The following is an 18744-nucleotide window of genomic DNA, read 5'->3' on the forward strand; positions in this document are numbered from 1 at the left end:
AGCAACCGTCCGTCGGGGAGTCGGCTCTCACCGAGGCGGACCGGATCGTCGACGCGTACCCTCATGATCCTCATCATGGCCGCGGCGCCGGCGATCGCGCACGGCGTTTTCGCCCGGGCGGGACGAGCGCCGCCGTGGCCGTCGGGCGTCCCCTCCGGCCCGTCACCACGGCCCGGAGGGGACGACGCGTCAACCGCCCAGTGCCCGCTGGATCTGCGCGACCAGCACCCCGCAGGCGAACCGGTCCGCGGCGCCGACCATGCCGACGATGGTCGCCGGCAGCGGGCCGTTGTCCGTCTCCGCCGGGTCGTGGTGCATGAACGCGACGAACTGCCCCCGGTCGATGAACGGGGCGAGGATCGGCTCGGCGTCGACGCCGGGGGCCAGCGAGAAGAACGTGGTCATGGCGCACGGGTGCTGGCCCAGCAGCGAGCTGCGGTGCAGGACCGAACTGGTGGCCCCGCTGACCCGGAAGTTCGGGTCGATGACCCGCAGGGCGCCGTCGCGACCGATCCCGGCGTCGAAGGAGCAGTACCCGCGGTACCCGAGGGCACTGGCCTTTCGGACCCCTACGGTCAGCGCTTCGATCAGCTCCGCCGGCGGCTGGTCGTCGTCCAACACACAACCGACCCACGTCGAAGTGGGCTGCGGCAGGTGTACGGACGCACCGAAGTACTGCACCGCTCCGCTCTCCGTCACGCCGAACTGGACGCCCCAGATCGTCCGGAAGGGCACCTCCTCCTCGACGATCCACCGATCGCTCACCTGTTCCAGCTGGTTGAACAGTGACCGGTGCCGCCGGTCCTGCAACCGCCTCGTGAAGATCGCGATTCCGCTGTACACCTCGACGCCGGCCGGTTTGACCACCGCCGGCCGCCGGTCCTGCTGCACGATGCGGCGTACCTCGGCGGGGGTGGCGACCTGGCGACGGGGCAGGTATTCCGGCGCGACGAGTGTGTCCAGGGTGGTCTTGTTGTTGAGGCGGGCGAGCAGGTCCGGGGCGACCCGGGCCCGCGCGGCCCGCAACTGCGGATCGTGCGGGGGGAACTGGAACTCCAGCGTCTCGCCCCGCTCGGCGGCGTCCCGGGCGAACTGCACCGCCTGCGCGCCGGAGCGGAACTCGCGCAGGTCGCTCGGCGTCTTGAGACCGCACCGACTGAGCAGGCGCAGCGACTTGTCCGCGCTGGAGCCGGTGCTGCAAATGGCCGACGACTGGTGCGGAAGGGTCAGGTGGAGACCGGTGATCATGTCCAGCCCGTTGTACAGGGCGGCGCCCGCACCGGCGAGATAGCGGCTGCCGGCGGTCGTCACCGGATCGGGTGGCCGGGCCAGGACCACCCCGTCGTGAGCGAACACCTGTACCTGGATAGGTCCGTCCATTGGATCTCCTGAACTGCCGGCCCGCAAGGGGCCTCGGGGTGGCACGGAGTCCGGGTGCGCAACGACCACGAACAGCGGAGAACGTGGACGGTCGCGGGCGCTCCCGGTCCTGATGAGGCCGCTCGGCCACGAGAGTCGGGCGTACCGCGTGCACCGACCGGACGGTCTCTGGCGAGACCGGCCAGGTAGCGGGCTGGCTTGTGGTCAGCGCTGCGTTTGGCGAGGTGCACACCAACAGCGGTGACTGAATGTGCCAGTCACCGACTGGGTCATGATCGGCAAAGCATAGTCAATCCTCATTTCCGAGGGATGGGCCGGTCAGCCGACCGCAGGCGGCCCTTTCCGCCGCCAGGATCGCCAATTCTCCGATTCGAACCCTGGACCTGGGCTGACCGAATAGCCCTTTTCGACTTACCCCCCGGGATCGTTCTGCGTCGAAACCCGGACATTCATGCATCGACCCTCTCGGAGGGCGCCAACCATCCACTATAGAAAAGATATAGCCGCGTATGTTAATGCCGAAAAATTCGCGGCATCCGGCCGCGATCCTGATCAATCACCACGAGGAAACACCACACTGACCAGCGCAAATTGCCGTTCCGGCGGTGAGGACACCGACGCGGGCCGGTGGCCGGTGATTACTCCGCACGCATCCTCGGCGGCCCCCGGCCGGAATCTCCGGCCGTCACCCTAGGGGTCGACGTGCGCATCTCTAGGGGTGTACGCCACTCCACCCCGCTTCGTAGGGTCGGGCCCCATCGGTTCGTCGTTCCCTTTTCATTGCACCGGGCGGGGGACGAATGTGGGTGCGCGGCGCCCCGGACGGACGGGAGGCGCCGGTGATCGGATCGGGCACCGACCTGCTCCTTTCGATCGGCGACGTGGTGGCGACCCGGAATTCGGACGGTGACCCCGTCCTGGTCGGACCGCATGTCCGCGCCCGGCCACCCGAGTCGGCCGCGGTGCCCGCGAACCGTCCCTGCCGCGCCGACCGGAATGCGCCCGGTGGTGCGGTACCGAGGCCCCGTGCCTTCCGGTCACCCCCTCTCGATCGGAGGTTGAGCTGATGTCTGTCGGGTTCGATGGTGCGCGGACGGTGGACGGCGCGGTCGACGCCGAAACGCTGGACCTGGTGGGGGACCTGCGCCGTCCGACGGCCTGGCCGGCCCGGGCCGCGTCGGTGCACCGGGTGCTGCCCTCCTGGCCGTCGAACGGCGGGCCGGGCGGCGACGTCGTGGTGGCGGGGCTCGTGGCGGTGCTGGCCCGTTGGACGGCCCAGGAGCAGGTGGTGCTGGGCCTGGCGTCCGGTGGCGGCGGTCCGGTGCTGCGGGTGGACGTGGCGGGTGAGCCGGGTTTCGCCGAACTGCTGACGCGGGTGCGTTCGGCGCTGGCGGCGCCGGTGGCCCTGGGCCGGGAGCCGGTGGGCCCGGTGGTGCTGGGGCTGATGGACGCTCCGGTGGCGGACGCGGGGCCGGCCGTGGTGGACGTCGACCTGGTGATCGGTGTGGCCCCGGACGGGTCGGCGCTGCGGGTGGACTACGCGGCGGAGGGTTACTCGGCGCAGTGGGTGCGGGGCCTGGTGGACCAGGTCGTGGTGCTGGTCTCCGCCGGGCTGGCGGGGCCGGAGGTGGGGTTGTCGGCGTTGCCGTTGGTGGGCGATGCGGAGCGGGAGCGGTTGCTGGAGTGGGGTCGGGGCCCGGTGCGTGAGGTGCCGGGTGAGCCGATCCACGAGTTGGTGCTGGAGTGGGCGCGGCGCACGCCGGAGGCGGTGGCGGGTGTCGCGGGCGGTGAGGTGTTGACGTACGGGGAACTGGACCGCCGGTCGGCCGCGCTGGCGGCGTATCTGCGGTCGGTGGGCGTCGGTGCCGGTGACGTGGTGTCGCTGGCGTTGGAACGCGGGCTGTGGTCGCTGGTGGCGACGACGGGTGTGTTGCGGGCGGGCGCGGCGTACACGCCGATGGACGTGTCGTGGCCGGCCGAGCGGATGCGGGTGTTGCTGGCCGACCACGGCGCGCGGGTGGTGTTGACCGTCGGTGCGGTGGCGCCCCGGATTCCCGGTGGCGACGGGGTGTCGGTGGTGGCGTTGGATGACGACTGGCCGGTGGTGCGGGCGTGTGAGCCGGTGGACCTGCCGGTGGTGCCGGCGTCCGCGCCGGCGTTCGTGATCTACACGTCGGGTTCGACGGGCACGCCGAAGGGTGTCGTGCTGACGCACGAGAGGCTGACGAACTTCCTGGCGTGGATGACCGACGAGTGCGCCATCGGCCCCGACAGCCGGATGCTGCATTCGGCGGCACCGGTCTTCGACGCCGCCTTCGGGGAGATCTTCGCGACGCTCACCGGTGGTGGCCGCGTCGTCGTCTGCTCCCGCGACGACCTGCTCGACGCGCGCCGCCTCACCGACCTCATCAACCGGCACGACGTCACGCACACGTTCGGACCGGCCACCAACGTCGCCCCGCTCGATCCGGCCGCCTGCCCGGGTCTGCGCTGCATCATCTTCGGCGGCGAGGCCGTCCCGCCGCAGCTGGCCCAGCGGTGGTTGACGGCGGGCACGCGGGTGGTGAACGCGTACGGGCCGGCGGAGATCGCCGTGGCCTGCACGTGGTTCGACGCGTCAGCGGGTTGGGGCGGCGCGTACGTGCCCATCGGCTGGCCCATGCCCAACCGGCAGATCCGCGTCGTCGACGCCAACCTCGACCTCGTTCCCCCGGGCGTGGCCGGCGAAATCCTCATCACCGGTTTCGGGGTCGCCGACGGCTACCTCAACCGCCCCGAACTCACCGCCGAACGCTTCGTCACCGACCCGTACGGCGGCGGGACCGCCTACCGCAGCGGCGACCTCGGACGGTGGAACGCCACCGGCGCGCTGGAGATCCTCGGCCGCATGGACCACCAGGTCAAGGTCAACGGCATCCGCATCGAACTCGGCGAGATCGAGACCACCCTCGCCCAGCACCCCGACGTCGGCGCCGCCGTCGTCGTGCGCCGCGAGGACGACGGCACCGCCCGACTCGTCGCCTACGTCACCGGGCGCAACGGCCGTACCCCCGCCGTCGGCGACCTGCGCGCGCACGCCGCCAGCGTGCTCCCGTCCTACATGGTCCCCGCCGTCGTCATGGTCCTCGAGCGTTTCCCCGTCGGCGGCACCGGCAAGGTCGACCGGCGGGCCCTGCCCGCACCCGACACCCAACGCCCCGACCTCGGGGTGGAGTTCGTCGAGCCGGCGACGAACGAGGAGCGCCTCGTCGCCGCGGTGTTCGCGACAGTCCTCGGCATCGACCGGGTCGGCACGCGCGACAGCTTCTTCGACCTGGGTGGCACCTCGTTGCAGTCGGCGGCGGTGGCGACGCGCATCGACGAGGCCGCCGACGTCGTCGTGCCCGTCTCGCAGATCCACCGCACCCCCACGCCGCAGGCGCTGGCCCACTGGCTGACCACCGCGCCCCGCCGTACGGACGCCGGCTCGACCGCCGGGCAGGCCCGTCAGCGTCCCGGCCCGGTTCCGCTCGCGCAGCAGGTCGCGAAGTGCCTGATGTCGCCGCTGGAGGTCGTCGTCCCGGTCACCTGGTGGATCGAGGGTGAGCTGGACCTGCGCGCGCTGATGGCGGCGCTGGGCGACGTGCACCGCCGGCACGAGGCCCTGCACGCCCGCTACCGGCGGACGGCTCCTCCGGTGGCACTCGTCCCGCCGAACCCGGCGATGCCGCAGCTGCGGCTGCTCACCGACGCCGCCAGCGAGCAGGAGGCCCTGGACCAGCTCGCCGAGGCGGTCCAGCAGCCGCTCGACTACACCCAGGGCCGCGTCTGGCGGGCCGCCCTGATCCGGGAGAAGTCGACCGGGCGGGTCCTGTTCGGCGTGGGCATCCACCACATCGCCTTCGACGGCTGGTCGTACGCGCTGCTGGTGCGGGACCTGAGCCACGCCTACGCGGCGCGGTTGTCGGGCGCCGCCCCCGAGTGGGCGCGGCCGGCGCCGACGCTACGCCAGTCGTACGAGGAGTACGCCCGGCTGCGCGACGCCGCCGACCTCGACGCGCAGCGGGCCTACTGGCGCGAACAACTGCGCGGCCTGCCCCGCCAGGGCCGGGGCGAGGCCACCGCACCGCTGGAGCAGGCACTGGCGTGGGGTCCGAAGGCCGGGCACATCGTCACCGTCACGCCGGAGGTCGTACAGCGCTGGGACCGGGCCGCCCGGGAGCAGCGGTTCAGCCGGTCCAGCTACTTCGTCGCGGCGTTCGCCTCCGCGCTGCGCGCCGTCCACCAGCAGGACGACATCGGCCTGCTGATGGTGGTGGCCAAGCGGGGCAGCCGCGTCCTCGACTCCGCCTTCACCACCCGGCTGAACCTCAACTGCGTCCGGGTGCGCTTCGACGGGCCGGAGGACGACAAGCTCGTCCTGCGGGTCAACGAGACGATCAGCGACCTCATGCGGGCCCAGGACGTCCCCTTCGCGGAGACCGCCGACGACCCCGCCGCCGGGCTCTCCGGCGAGGTGGTCGCCAGCCTGCCGACCTTCGTGTTCCAGGACAACGTGGTGCTTCCGCTGGAACTGCCCGGCTGCCGGGCCGAGGAGGTCGTCGACCCGTACGCGCGGGAGGTGCCCAACGGGCTCACGGTCGAGGTGCTTCCCCGCGCCGACCACGCCCTCCTGCGCGTCACGATCCGCACCGACTACCTGCCGTACAGCTTCGCCGAGGAGCTGAACGGGCACATGCTGCGCTTCCTGGAAGCCGGGCCGGCGGGCTCACCCACCGCCGGTTGACCGTCCACCCCGTACACATCGGGCTGCTTGTCATGGCCGTGGGCGCGCGGGCCGCGTCCCCGGAGTTCGTGGTTATTCCCCCGGCGGATTCCCCGCAGGCGACGCCGGGCCTGATCGGAGGTTGACTGATGTCTGTCGGGTTCGTTGGTGGTCGTGCCCAGGCCACGGATGTCGCCGGGCCCGACTTCGAGGTCCTCGACCTGGTGGGCGACCTGCGCCGGCCGACGGCATGGCCGGCCCGGGCGGCCTCGGAGTTCCGGGCGGTGGACCTGCCCGGCCTGGCGGGCGCGAGCTCCCCCGGCGCGGTGGTGCTGCTGGCCGGCGTCTTGGGAGTGCTGGCCCGGTACACCGCCCAGGCCGAGGTGGCGGTGGGGCTGTCGTCAGGCGGTGTGTTGCGGGTCGACGTCGCGGACGACCCGGGCTTCGGGGAGCTGGTGTCCCGGGTGGCCGCGGCGTTGGCCCAGCCGGTCGCGCGGGCCGCGGCGGGTCCGGTGGTGGTCGGGCTGGTGGACGCTCCGGTGGCCGAGGTGGGACCGGACGCGGTGGACGTGGACGTGGTGGTGACCGTCGCGGGCGACGGGTCGGCGGTACGGGTGGACTACGCGGCGGACGGGTTCTCGACCCAGTGGGTGCGCGGCCTGGTGGACCAGGTGGTGCTGCTGGCGTCCGCGGGGTCGGCGGAGCCGACGCTCGACCTGTCGGGGTTGCCGTTGATCGGCGACGCGGAGCGGGAGCGGTTGCTGGGCTGGGGCCGGGGTCCGGTCCGCCCGGTGCCGGACCGGCCGATCCACGAGCTGGTGCTGGAGTGGGCGCGGCGCACGCCGGACGCGGTCGCGGGCGTCGCCGGCGGGGAGGTGCTGACGTACGCGGAGTTGGAACGCCGCTCGGGGGCGCTTGCCGGGTACCTGCGGTCGCGGGGTGTGCGGGCCGGTGACGTGGTGTCGCTGGCGTTGGACCGCAGCCTGTGGACGTTGATCGCCACCATGGGCGTGCTGCGCGCGGGTGCGGCGTACACGCCGATGGACGTGTCCTGGCCGGCGGAGCGGATGCGGATGCTGCTGGCCGACCACGGCGCCCGGGTCGTGCTCACCGTCGGCGAGGTCGCCCCACGCGTCCCCCGACCCGACGGCGTACGGGTGGTCGCCCTGGACGACGAGTGGCCCGCCGTGGCGGCGGCCGAACCCGTCGACCTGCCGGTCGTCGAGGCGTCCGCGCCGGCGTTCGTCATCTACACGTCCGGTTCCACGGGCACGCCGAAGGGCGTCGTGCTGACCCACGACATGCTGACGAACTTCCTCACCTGGATGCGCGAGGAATGCGCCGTCGGCCCGGACAGCCGGATGCTGCACTGCTGCGCCCCGGTCTTCGACGTCGCCCTCGGCGAGATCTACACCGCGCTGACCTCCGGCGCCCGCGTCGTCGTCAGCTCCCGCGACGATCTCCTCGACGCCCGCCGCCTCACCGACCTGATCGCGAAGGAGCAGGCGACCCACGCGTTCTGCCCGCCCACGAATCTCGCCGCCGTGGACCCGGCCGACTGCCCGAGCATGTCGTGCGTGACCCTCGCCGGTGAGCCGATCCCGCCGCGCATGGCCCAGCGGTGGATGGCCGCCGGCGCCCGCCTCATCAACGCCTACGGGCCCGCCGAGGCATCCGTCGCGTGCACCTGGTTCGACGCGTCGACGGGCTGGCCCGGCGCGTACGTGCCGATCGGCTGGCCCATGCCGAACCGGCAGATCCGCGTCGTCGACGCCAACCTCGACCTCGTCCCCATGGGCGTCCCCGGCGAAATCCTCATCACCGGCGCCGGGGTCGCCCACCAGTACCTCAACCGACCCGAACTCACCGCCCAACGGTTCGTCACCGACCCGTACGGCGGCGGCACCGCCTACCGCACCGGCGACCTGGGCCGGTGGAACGCCACCGGGGCGCTGGAGATCCTCGCCCGGATGGACCACCAGGTGAAGGTCAACGGCATCCGCATCGAGCTCGGCGAGATCGAGGCCGTCCTCGAACAACACCCCGACGTCGGCACCGCCGTCGTCACCCGCCGCGAGGACCACGGCACCGCCCGGCTGGTCGGCTACGTCACCGGGCGCGAGGGTCGCCTCCCCGTCACCGCCGAGCTACGGGAGCACGCCGCCGCCGTGCTCCCGCCCTACATGGTCCCCGCCGTGATCATGGTCCTCGACCGGTTCCCCGTCGGCGGCACCGGCAAGATCGACCGGCGGGCGCTACCGGCACCCGACGCGCAACGCCCCGACCTCGACGTGCCGTACACCGAGCCGGAGACCGACTCGGAACGCCTCGTCGCGGGGGTGTTCGCGGCGGTGCTCGGGCTGGACCGGGTCGGGGCGCGCGACGGCTTCTTCCACCTGGGCGGCACGTCGTTGCAGTCGGCGGCGGTGGCGGCGGGCATCGACGAGGCCGCCAACGTCGTCGTGCCCGTCTCGCAGATCCACCGCACTCCCACACCGCAGGGGTTGGCCCGGTGGCTGGCGACCGCGCCCCGGCGCCCCGAGGCCGAACCGGAGGCGCCCGTCACCGGTCGCGCCGGCCCGTCGAAGCCCGTCCCGCTGACCCTCTCGGTCGCCAAGTGCGTCTGGCTCCCCTTCGAACTGGTCTGCCCGACCACCTGGTGGATCGAGGGTGAGCTGGACCTGCGGGCGTTGATGGCGGCGCTCGGCGACGTGCACCGGCGGCACGAGGCCCTGCACGCCCGCTACCGCCGGGTCGACCCGCCGGTGGCGCTCGTCCCGCCGAACCCGGGCATGCCGCAACTGCGACTGCTCACCGACGCCGCCACCGAACAGGACGCCCTCGACCAACTCGCCGAGGCCGTACAACAACCCCTCGACTACACCCAGGGCCGCAACTGGCGCGCCGCCCTGATCCGCAACAGGACCACGAAGCGGATCCTGTTCGGCGTCGGCATCCACCACATCGCCTTCGACGGCTGGTCACACGCACTGCTCGTCCGCGACCTCAGCCACGCCTACGCCGCCCGGGTGTCGGGCGCGGCCCCCGTCTGGGCACGGCCCGCGCCGACGCTGCGCCAGTCGTACGAGGAGTACACCCGGCTACGCGACGCCGCCGACCTCGAAGCCCAGCGGACCTACTGGCGCGAGCAGCTGCGCGGCCTGCCCCGCCAGGGCAGGGCCCAGCCCCAGGCGCCCCTGGAGCAGGCGCTGGCGTGGGGCCCCAAGGCCGGGCACATCGTCACCGTCACCCCCGAGGTCATGCAACGCTGGGACCGGGCGGCGCGGGAACAGCGGTTCAGCCGGTCCAGCTACTTCGTCGCCGCGTACGCCTCCGCGCTGCGCGCCATCCACCAGCAGGACGACATCGGCCTGCTGATGATCGTGGCCAGGCGCGGCAGCCGCATCCTCGACTCCGCCTTCACCACCCGGATCAACTCGAACTGCGTCCGGGTCCGGTTCCGGCCCGAGGAGGACCTGCTCCGGCACGTCCAGCAGACCGTCGACGAGCTGATGGCCGCCCAGGACGTGCCCTTCTCGGAGACCGCCGCCGACCCGGCCGTCGGCCTGCCCGGCGAGGTGGTCGCCAGCATCCCCGGCTTCGCCTACCAGGACAACGTGGTCCTCCCGCTGGACCTGCCCGGCTGCCGGACCGAGGAGGTCGTCGAGCCGTACGCGCGGGAGGTGATGAGCGGGCTGACCGTCGAGGCGATCCCCCGGGACACCGACGCCCTGCTGCGCATCACCATCCGTACCGACCTGATCCCGCTCACCCTCGCCGAGGAGCTGGGCGCCCACATGCTCCGCTTCCTCGAATCGGGGCCCGCCCCGGCTCCCGGCACCGCCTGAACGCCCGTACGCGCGCCTGTTCCTGGTTTTCCTGACCCGGCCGTACCCCTGCGGGTGGCGCCGGTCCTGATCGGAGGTTGACCCATGTCCGTCGGGCTCGTAGGTGCCCAGGCCCCGACCGCGGGTGTCGCCGGGCCCGACTTCGAGGCCCTCGACCTGATGGGTGACCTGCGCCGGCCGCTGGCATGGCCGGCCCGGGCGGCGTCGGAGCTGCGTACGCTCGCGCTGCCCGACCTGGCGGGCCCGGAGCCGGCGGGACTGGTGGTGCTCGCGGGCCTCGTCGGGGTGCTGGCCCGCTACACCGGTCAGGAGGAGGTGGCCCTCGGCCTCTCCTCGGGCGGAGCGGTGCTGCGGGTCGGTGTGGCGGACGATCCGGCGTTCGGTGAGCTGGTGGGCCGGGTGCGTGCGGCGTGGGCCGCGCCGGCGGCGGGTGCGGGTGTGGTGGGCCCGGTGGCGGTCGGCCTGGTCGACGGCCCGGTGCCCGGCGTGGGCCCGGAGACCGTGGACGTCGACCTGGTGGTCAGCGTGGCCTCGGACGGGTCCGGGCTGCGGGTGGACCACGCGGCGGAGGGTTTCTCCGCGGACTGGGTGCGGGGCCTGCTGGACCAGACCGTGACGCTGCTGTCGGCCGGCGTGCGGGAACCCGAGGTCCCGCTGTCCGCACTGCCGCTGCTGGGCCCGGCCGAGCGGGAGCGGCTGCTCGCGTGGGGCCGGGGTCCGGTCCGCCCGGTGCCGGCCGAGCCGCTGCACGAGCTGGTGCTGGAGTGGGCGCGCCGCACGCCGGACGCGGTCGCGGGCGTCGCCGACGGCGAGGTCGTCACGTACGCGGAGCTGGCACGCCGTTCGGAGCTGCTCGCCCGCTACCTGCGCTCCGCCGGTGTCGGCGTCGGGGACGTGGTGTCGCTGGCGCTGGACCGTGGCATGTGGACCCTCGTCGCCACCCTGGCGGTGCTGCGGGCGGGGGCGGCGTACACGCCGATGGACGTGTCCTGGCCGGCGGAGCGGATGCGGATGTTGCTGGCCGACCACGGCGCCCGGGTCGTGCTCACCGTCGCCGAGGTCGCCCCACGCGTCCCGCGCCCGGACGGCGTACGGGTCGTCGCCCTCGACGACGACTGGCCGACCGTGGCGGCGGCCGAGGCGGACGAGCTGCCGGTCGTGGACGCCTCCCGGCCGGCATTCGTGATCTATACGTCGGGCTCGACGGGCACGCCGAAGGGTGTCGTGCTGACCCACGGGATGCTGACGAACTTCGTCACCTGGATGCGCGACGAGTGCGCGGTCGGCCCGGACAGCCGGATGCTGCACTGCTGCGCGCCGGTCTTCGACGTGGCCCTGGGCGAGATCTACACCGCGCTGACCTCCGGCGCCCGCGTCGTGGTCTGCTCCCGCGACGACCTGCTCGACGCCCGCCGGTTGACGGAGCTGATCGCGAAGGAGGAGACCACCCACGCGTTCTGCCCGCCCACGAATCTCGCCGCCGTGGATCCGGCCGACTGCCCGAGCATGTCGTGCGTGACCCTCGCCGGGGAGCCCGTGCCGCCGCGCATGGCGCGACGGTGGATCGCGGCCGGCGCGCGCCTGATCAACGCGTACGGGCCCGCCGAGGCTGCCGTGGCGTGCACGTGGTTCGACGCGTCGGCCGGCTGGGGCGGCGCGTACGTGCCCATCGGCTGGCCCATGCCCAACCGGCAGATCCGCGTCGTCGACGCCAACCTCGGTCTCGTCCCCATGGGCGTGGCCGGGGAAATCCTGATCACCGGCGCCGGGGTCGCCGACAGCTACCTCAACCGACCCGAGCTGACCGCGCAACGGTTCGTCACCGACCCCTACGGCGGCGGCACCGCCTACCGCACCGGCGACCTGGGCCGGTGGAACGCCACCGGGGCGCTGGAGATCCTCGCCCGGATGGACCACCAGGTGAAGGTCAACGGCATCCGCATCGAACTCGGCGAGATCGAGGCCGTCCTCGAACAGCACCCGGACGTCGGCACGGCCGTGGTCGTGCGCCGCGAGGACCGGGGCGTCGCCCGGCTGGTCGGCTACGTGACCGGCCGCGACGGCCGGAAGCCGGCCGTGACCGGGCTGCGGGAGCACGCCTCGGGCGTACTGCCCCCGTACATGGTCCCCGCCGTGATCATGGTCCTCGACCGGTTCCCCGTCGGCGGCACCGGCAAGATCGACAGGCGGGCGCTGCCGGCACCCGACGCGCAACGCCCCGACCTCGGCGTGGACTACGTCGAGGCCGCCACCGACGAGGAACGTCTCGTGGCCGGAGTGTTCGCGACCGTCCTCGGCATCGACCGGGTCGGCACGCGGGACAGCTTCTTCGCCCTCGGCGGCACCTCCCTGCAGTCCGCCGCCGTGGCCGCCGCCGTCGACGAGGCCGCCGACGTCGTCGTGCCCGTCTCGCAGATCCACCGCGCCCCCACCCCGCACGGCCTGGCGCACTGGCTCACCACCGCGCCCCGCCGCCCCCCGGCCGAACCGGAACAACCCGTCAGCGGCCGCCCCGGCCCGGCCGGGCCCGTCCCGCTGACCCTGTCGGTCGGCAAGTTCGTCTGGCTCCCCTTCGACCTGGTCTGCCCGACCACCTGGTGGATCGAGGGCAACCTGGACCTGCGCGCGTTGATGGCGGCGCTCGGCGACGTGCACCGCCGGCACGAGGCGCTGTACGCCCGCTACCGGCGGGTCGACCCGCCCGTGGCCGTCGTCCCGCCGAAGCCGGGCATGCCGCAACTGCGGCTGCTCACCGACGCCACCAGCGAGCAGGAGGCCCTCGACCAGCTCGCCGAGGCCGTGCAGCAGCCGCTGGACTACACCCAGGGCCGCAACTGGCGCGCCGCGCTCATCCGCAACAGGACCACGAAGCGGATCCTGTTCGGCGTCGGCATCCACCACATCGCCTTCGACGGCTGGTCACACGCGCTGCTCGTCCGCGACCTCGGCCACGCCTACGCCGCCCGCCTGGCCGGCCGGGCGCCCGTCTGGGACCGTCCCGCGCCCACGCTGCGCCAGTTCCACGACGAGCACACCCGCCTGCGGGCCGCCACCGACCTCGACGCGCAGCGGGACTACTGGCGCGAAGAGTTGCGCGGCCTCGCCCGCCAGGGCGAGGGCCGGCCGCAGTCGCTGCTGGAGCAGACCCCGACCTGGGGCCCCCGGACCGGGCACATCGTCACCGTCCCTCCCGAGGTGCTGGACCGCTGGGACCGGGCCGCCCGCGAACAGCGGTTCAGCCGCTCCACCTACTTCGCCGCCGCCTACGCCTCGGCGCTGCGCACCATCCACCAGCAGGACGACATCGCCCTGCTGATGATCGTCGCCCAGCGCGGCAGCCGGATCCTCGACTCCACCTTCACGAGCAGGATCACCTCCAACTGCCTGCGGGTCCGCTTCGACGGACCGGAGAGGAACCTGATCCGAGCGGTCCAGCGCACGGCGGACGGGCTGATGGCCGCCCAGGACGTCTCCTTCGTGGAGATGACCGTCGACCCGGTCCTCGGCATGTCCCGCGAGGTGGCCAACAGCATGCCCTCGTTCGCCTACCAGGACAACGTGGTGCTGCCGCTGGAGCTGCCCGGCTGCCGGACCGAGGAGGTCGTCGACCCGTACGCCCGGGAGTGGTCGGGTTCCTGCGTCGCCGAGGTGCTTCCCGGCAACGGGGGCGCCCTCCTGCGCGTCACCATCCGCACCGACCTGGTCCCGGCCCCCGTCGCCGAGATCCTGGCCACCGCCATGCTGCGCTTCCTGGAAGCCGGACCCGGGGCCGCCGACGAGGCGCGCTGAGAGGTCCCGCCCACGCCGCGACCGGCCTGCCGCCGGAACCACCCCGGGCCGCAGTTCGCGGATGGACGACGCGCTGCCGGAGCTGGCCCACGGTCAGGGCTGGAAGCGTTGTCTCAGGTACTCGTGGATCGGCGCCAGGTCGTCGGCGGTGAACACGGTGGTGGCATGGTTCTCCCGCTCGCCGTAGCGGTCGACGCTGTAGCGCAGCGGCTCGTGGTGACGCCGGACGACGTACCGCACGTCCATGCCGAACGCCGCCGACTCGGCGGTGCGCACGAACCGGTGCAGCGGATGGCCGCTGCGCTCCGCCTGTGCCACGAGTTCGGTGGTGACCAGGGACAGGTCGGGCCCCTCGGAGATGATCCGCAGCGGCGGGTCCGGACGCTCGGTGCGGTACGCCCGGGTGATCGCCGCGAGGTCGAGGGCACGCAGCGCGGCGAGTTCCTCCTTGTCGGCGCAGGGGATCCGGAACGCCACGCACGGCCAGCCCAGCGGGCGTGGGGCGGAACGGTTGCCGACCTCGGTCAGCAGGACCCGGGTGACGTCGGCCAGATCGTCGGCGGCGTGCACCGGATCGCCGAGCTTGGCCACCCCGTGGTCGCGCAGGTGCAGCTCGAACCGGCCGGCGCGTTCGGCGATCCGGTACGACATCCGCTCACCGGTGGCGACGAAGGGGTTGCCGTGCAACTCCGCCGGCGGCCACCAGCCGCACTCGCGTAGCCAGTCGCCCGCGACGGGATCGAGTTCGTCGACGGTGACCGCCCGCACGCTGCCGGGCGGATCGAGCCTGCTGGCGATGGCCCACAGCTCCTCGCAGGCGGCCTGCTCGCTGTCGAAGACGACCGGCTCCGGGCCTTGCGTGTCGGGGGGGAAAGCGGGCGGGGCGATACAGGTCCCGGACGGTGACGATGTACCGGCCGTCCTCGATCAGCAGGTTCCACGCGCCGTGGCAGATCGACCTCGACCCGCCCGCTGCGCGACTCCGGTTGTCCAGCGTGTCGTAGTGCGGGGCGTGCACCTGGAACGGGTCGTGGCCCGCAGCACGCAGGCGCTGCTGCAACTCCAGAAAGTCCACCCGGTCATGGTGCACCTCCCGCACGGGTTCGGCGCGGGCGGCCAGGCCGGGCCGCGCGCGCCCGCCGGGGTGCGGGCGGGAGGATGGCGGAAAGGGCCGGCGGGTCCCGACGTCCGAAAAGCGTCGGTGCCGGACACTACGGTGGCCCGATGACCGATGTTTCCGTCGCGCCCCTGGTCCGCAGCCGCCCTCCGGAGGACGGCGACGAACGCGTGACCCTGGCCGGCCTGCTCGACTTCCTGCGTGCCTCGGTGGTGAACAAGGTCGCCGGGCTCACCGACGAGCAGGCATTCGGTCGACCCGTGCCCGCGTCCGCGCTCACGCCCGCGGGGCTGGTCAAGCACCTGACGGGGGTGGAGCGGTACTGGTTCAGCATCGATTTCGCCGGTCACGAGCTGCCCCCGCCATGGACCGACGACGAGCCCGGCGCGTTCGCCGTCGGCCCGGAGGACTCGCTGGCGGAGATCGTCGCGGCCTACCAGGCCGAGTGCGCGCGGTCCGCCGCCGTCGTGGCGGGTGCGGCGCTCGACGACCGCGCCCGGGCCGCCGGGGTCTCCTTCACCCTGCGATACGCGCTCGCGCACACGATCCAGGAGACCGCGCGTCACTGCGGCCACCTGGACCTGCTGCGCGAGAGCATCGACGGGCAGGCCGGCGAGTAGCCGGAACCACCGACGTGGGTCAGTGGACGAGGGCCGCCGGGCAGTGCGCGAGCAGCTCCGTCGGGGCGTGCACGACCAGGTCGGGGCCGGCGGCGAGCAGCGCGGCCACGTCCCCGCCGTGCCAGGTGGTGGCCACGGCGGTCGCCCCGGCGTCCCGGCCGCTGAGCAGGTCGATGACCGCGTCGCCGACCATCATCGCCTGGCTGGGCGGCACGTCGAGGTGGCCGAGCGCCTGGAGCACGATGTCCGGCGCGGGCTTGGGGCGGGCCACCTCGTCGGAACCGATCACCTGGCCGAAGAGGCCCAGCACGCCGAGCTGGTCGAGCAGGGAGCGGGCCCGGGGGCCGGCCTTGCCGGTGGCGATCGCCATCCGGATCCCCCGGGAGTGCAGCGTCTCCAGGGTCTCCCGGACGCCGGGGAAGAGCGGCACCAGGTGGGCCATCCGGTAGCTCTCCCGGACGAACGGCTCCTCCATCTCCAGGGGCAGCCCCATCAGCCGCATGATGTCCGGGAAGTACCGGCCCATGTGCCGGTTGTACTCCTCGAACGGCGCCGGCCCGTCGCCCACCACCTCGGCGTACGCGATGCTGAACGCCTCACGCATGACGGCCGAGCTGTCGACGATGACGCCGTCGAGGTCGAACACGACCGCGCGGATCGGACCGCGGCCCGACGGCGGCGGGGTCACCTCGACGGTGGACGATGGATGGCTCATGGCTGCTCCCGGAAGCGAGTGTGGCCGACGGTGGTTCTCACCTGTCGCGATGGCCCGCCAGCGCGTGCTGCCGCTCCGGCGCGGTGGGCCGGGCGGACTGGTAGATCCGTTCGATGATGTCGATGGTCCGGCGGGCCTCGGCGACGGCCGCGCCCCGCGACGCCGGGTCGGCGAGCAGCCCGGGCAGCTCGTCGAGCTGGCGGTCGTACTCGGCACCGATCGGCTCCTCGGGCAGCGGCAGCCGGACGGTCTCGCCGTCCCGGGTGCGGGTCAGCACCGGCGCCGGCTCCCGGTTGGGGCTGAAGCCGAACGTGCAGCGCAGCGTCGCCGACCCGGCGGCGCCGTGCACGGTGACGGTGGTGCGGTCCAGCGACTCGTGCGAGGCCCAGCAGGCGTGCAGGGCGACCGAGGCCCCCTCGGCCGTGAGCAGGAAGCCCCGCGCGGTGTCCTCGACGTCCCCGGGGGCGCGACCACCGGCGGCGGTGTCGCTGCGCCAGGCGGCGTGGGCGGCGCTGTCGTTGACGAAGTCGTCGGAGACGCTGCCGATGGCGTGGGTGACCCTGGTCGGGCCGAGCATCGGCAGCACCGTGTCGAGCAGGTGCCAGCCGAGGTCCACCAACGCTCCCCCGCCCGAGAGGTCGCGCCGGGTGAACCAGCCGCCCGCGTCGGGCACCCCCCGGGCGCGGACCCAGGCCACGTCGACGTGCCGGACCGGGCCCAGCTCGCCGGCCACCCCGGTCAGGGCCCGGATGTCGGCCCGGTAGCGGGCGGCGCTGCCGGCCAGCAGCACCGCGCCGCCGTCGCGTTCCGCGTCGGCCAGCAGGGTCGCCTCGGCGGAGGTCAGGCAGACCGGCTTCTCCAGGAACACCGGTACGCCCCGGCGCAGCAGCCGGACGGCGACGCTGGCGTGCAGGTGGTTCGGTACGGCGACCACCACCAGGTCGACCGCCCCGGCGGGAAGGTCGTCGACGTCGGCGTACGCGGACGGGACATCGTGGGTGGCACGGGCCCGGTCGCGTACGCCGGGCTCCGGGTCGACCACGGCGGTCACCTCGAAGCCCGGATGCGCGGCGAGCCGGGGCAGCCAGATCTCCCGCCCGGCCCACCCGAGGCCGGCCACCGCGACCCGCACCGGTCGGTCGGGCGCGGTGGCCGGGGGCAGGGCCGTCATCCGGCGAGGACGTCGGCGAGCACGGCGGCGATCTCGTGCATCTGCTGCTCCGTGCCGAGCAGGGTGCGGTGGTGCAGCCAGATGCAGTCGGAGTGGATCTGCTCGACGTTGGGGCAGCGGGCCGCGATCGCCTCGACCGACTCGTCGGGGGCGCCGGCCTTCCAGAAGCCCTCGCACCGGTAGATCGCCCGGAACGCCACGAACGCCGGGACGCCTCGGGCGATGAGCGCGTCGACCACGGCGCGGCGGCGCTCGATGGTGATCCCGGGGACACGGAACATCGCCATGTAGTGCGGGTTGCGGTCGGTACGGGGGTCGGTGGTCTGCGGGACCACGCCGGGGATCTCGGCGAGCAGGCTCGACAGCAGCGGCCAGCGCTGCTCGCGCAGCGCGATCTGGTCGTCCAGGCGGGACAGCTGGGCGCGCAGCACGGCGGCGGTGAACTCGCCCATCCGGTAGTTCGAGCCGGTGGTGCCGTGCAGGTAGTCCCGGTCGGTGCGGGGCCGGCCGCAGCTGTGCACGAGGAACGCCCGCTCGCGCAGCTCCTCGTCGGGGAAGAGCACCGCCCCGCCCTCGCCGGCCGTCATCAGCTTGCCGTTCTGGAAGCTGAACGCGGCCACCGAGCCGAGCGCCCCGGACCGCTTGCCCTGCCACTGCGCGCCGTGGGCGTGCGCCGCGTCCTGGAGCACCGCCACCCCCGCGTCGGCGGCGAGCTTGTCCAGCGCGTCCATGTCGGCGAACTGGCCGGCCATGTGCACCGGCATGACGACCTTGGTGCGGGGGGTGATCGCGGCCTCGACGGCGGCCGGGTCGATGCAGTAGGTGTCGAGGTCGACGTCGACCGGCACGGCGACCGCGCCGAGGCGCTGCGCGGCCAGCGAGGACGAGATGAACGTGAAGGCCGGGACGATCACCTCGGTGCCCGGCCCGACGCCGAGCACCTCCAGGGCGACCTCGAGGGCGTGGGTGCCGTTGGTGACGGCGAGCGCGTGCGGCGTGCCGTGGTAGTCGCCGAACTCCTTCTCGAAGGAGTCGACCTCGCTGCCGCCCATCCGCCACCACTGGCCCTGTTCGAGGGCGCGGATCAGTCCGGCGCGCTCCTCGTCGCCGAACTGCGGCCACTCGGGGAACTCGGACACCGTCGAGGGCTGACCACTCATGACTTCCCACTTCCCAACTCGGGCAGACCAGGGGCTTCGCCGGACCTTCGGGCGGGACGACCGGGTACCGCCGGCACGCGGTCCGGGCGCACCGGGGCGCCGATGGCCGGTTCGAGGTAGGTGACGCTTCCGTTGGAGTCGGCGGCGTCGCTTCGGCAGGGAGGACGGTAACCGAAGCGGGCGCGCGGTCACCGCCCCTA

At 73.4% G+C, this 18744-nt stretch carries 9 protein-coding genes; 4 read left to right on the top strand and 5 right to left on the bottom strand.

What is annotated here, in order from left to right; genetic code table 11:
* Window positions 1-189 precede the first annotated feature (189 nt).
* A complete protein-coding gene (locus tag RM555_RS24655; RefSeq protein WP_311413965.1) occupies window positions 190-1356 on the bottom strand; it encodes an ATP-grasp domain-containing protein in 1167 nt (388 codons plus the stop codon).
* 1090 nt (window positions 1357-2446) lie between these two features.
* On the opposite strand from RM555_RS24655, the gene RM555_RS24660 reads away from it, so the two are divergent.
* The 3 genes from RM555_RS24660 to RM555_RS24670 all read left to right on the top strand — a co-directional run bounded on the left by RM555_RS24660 (window position 2447) and on the right by RM555_RS24670 (window position 13761).
* Entirely contained in the window at window positions 2447-6145 is a 3699-nt protein-coding gene (locus tag RM555_RS24660) for a non-ribosomal peptide synthetase (protein ID WP_311413966.1), read from the top strand.
* A gap of 128 nt (window positions 6146-6273) precedes the next feature.
* Window positions 6274-9972: a non-ribosomal peptide synthetase gene (locus RM555_RS24665; RefSeq protein ID WP_311413967.1), complete on the top strand. Its 3699-nt coding sequence runs from the start codon at window positions 6274-6276 to the stop codon at window positions 9970-9972.
* A gap of 84 nt (window positions 9973-10056) precedes the next feature.
* Window positions 10057-13761 carry a non-ribosomal peptide synthetase gene (locus RM555_RS24670; RefSeq protein ID WP_311413968.1) on the top strand — a complete coding sequence of 1235 codons (3705 nt, stop codon included), beginning with the start codon at window positions 10057-10059 and terminating at the stop codon, window positions 13759-13761.
* A 93-nt stretch (window positions 13762-13854) separates the two neighbouring features.
* Here RM555_RS24670 and RM555_RS24675 read toward each other — a convergent pair whose 3' ends face one another.
* Window positions 13855-14529: a hypothetical protein gene (locus RM555_RS24675; protein WP_311413969.1), complete on the bottom strand. Its 675-nt coding sequence runs from the start codon at window positions 14527-14529 to the stop codon at window positions 13855-13857.
* A gap of 456 nt (window positions 14530-14985) precedes the next feature.
* Between RM555_RS24675 and RM555_RS24680 the strand changes: the two genes are divergently transcribed.
* Window positions 14986-15498, top strand: coding sequence for a DinB family protein (locus RM555_RS24680; RefSeq protein ID WP_311413970.1), 513 nt, complete (start codon window positions 14986-14988; stop codon window positions 15496-15498).
* Between the two features lie 19 nt (window positions 15499-15517).
* On the opposite strand, the gene RM555_RS24685 is transcribed toward RM555_RS24680, so the two are convergent.
* The 3 genes from RM555_RS24685 to RM555_RS24695 are packed head-to-tail and all read right to left on the bottom strand — an operon-like array spanning window position 15518 to window position 18544.
* Window positions 15518-16213: an HAD-IA family hydrolase gene (locus tag RM555_RS24685; protein WP_311413971.1), complete on the bottom strand. Its 696-nt coding sequence runs from the start codon at window positions 16211-16213 to the stop codon at window positions 15518-15520.
* 37 nt (window positions 16214-16250) lie between these two features.
* A complete protein-coding gene (locus RM555_RS24690; RefSeq protein ID WP_311413972.1) occupies window positions 16251-17384 on the bottom strand; it encodes a Gfo/Idh/MocA family protein in 1134 nt (377 codons plus the stop codon).
* The gene (locus RM555_RS24695) at window positions 17381-18544 is read right to left on the bottom strand and encodes a DegT/DnrJ/EryC1/StrS family aminotransferase (protein ID WP_311413973.1); all 1164 of its coding nucleotides are present in this window, start codon (window positions 18542-18544) and stop codon (window positions 17381-17383) included. Before RM555_RS24695 ends, RM555_RS24690 begins: the two co-directional genes overlap by 4 nt.
* Window positions 18545-18744: the final 200 nt, after the last annotated feature.

The organism is Micromonospora reichwaldensis, from assembly GCF_031845925.1.
In the GTDB taxonomy this organism is placed as follows: Bacteria; Actinomycetota; Actinomycetes; order Mycobacteriales; family Micromonosporaceae; genus Micromonospora; species Micromonospora reichwaldensis.

Bases quoted from the DNA above. Each gene is read 5' to 3' on its own strand.
- RM555_RS24660 (WP_311413966.1), top strand. From the start codon at position 2,447: ATGTCTGTCGGGTTCGATGGTGCGCGGACGGTGGACGGCGCGGTCGAC.
- RM555_RS24665 (WP_311413967.1), top strand. From the start codon at position 6,274: ATGTCTGTCGGGTTCGTTGGTGGTCGTGCCCAGGCCACGGATGTCGCC.
- RM555_RS24670 (WP_311413968.1), top strand. From the start codon at position 10,057: ATGTCCGTCGGGCTCGTAGGTGCCCAGGCCCCGACCGCGGGTGTCGCC.
- RM555_RS24680 (WP_311413970.1), top strand. From the start codon at position 14,986: ATGACCGATGTTTCCGTCGCGCCCCTGGTCCGCAGCCGCCCTCCGGAG.
- RM555_RS24685 (WP_311413971.1), bottom strand. From the start codon at position 16,213: ATGAGCCATCCATCGTCCACCGTCGAGGTGACCCCGCCGCCGTCGGGC.
- RM555_RS24690 (WP_311413972.1), bottom strand. From the start codon at position 17,384: ATGACGGCCCTGCCCCCGGCCACCGCGCCCGACCGACCGGTGCGGGTC.
- RM555_RS24695 (WP_311413973.1), bottom strand. From the start codon at position 18,544: ATGAGTGGTCAGCCCTCGACGGTGTCCGAGTTCCCCGAGTGGCCGCAG.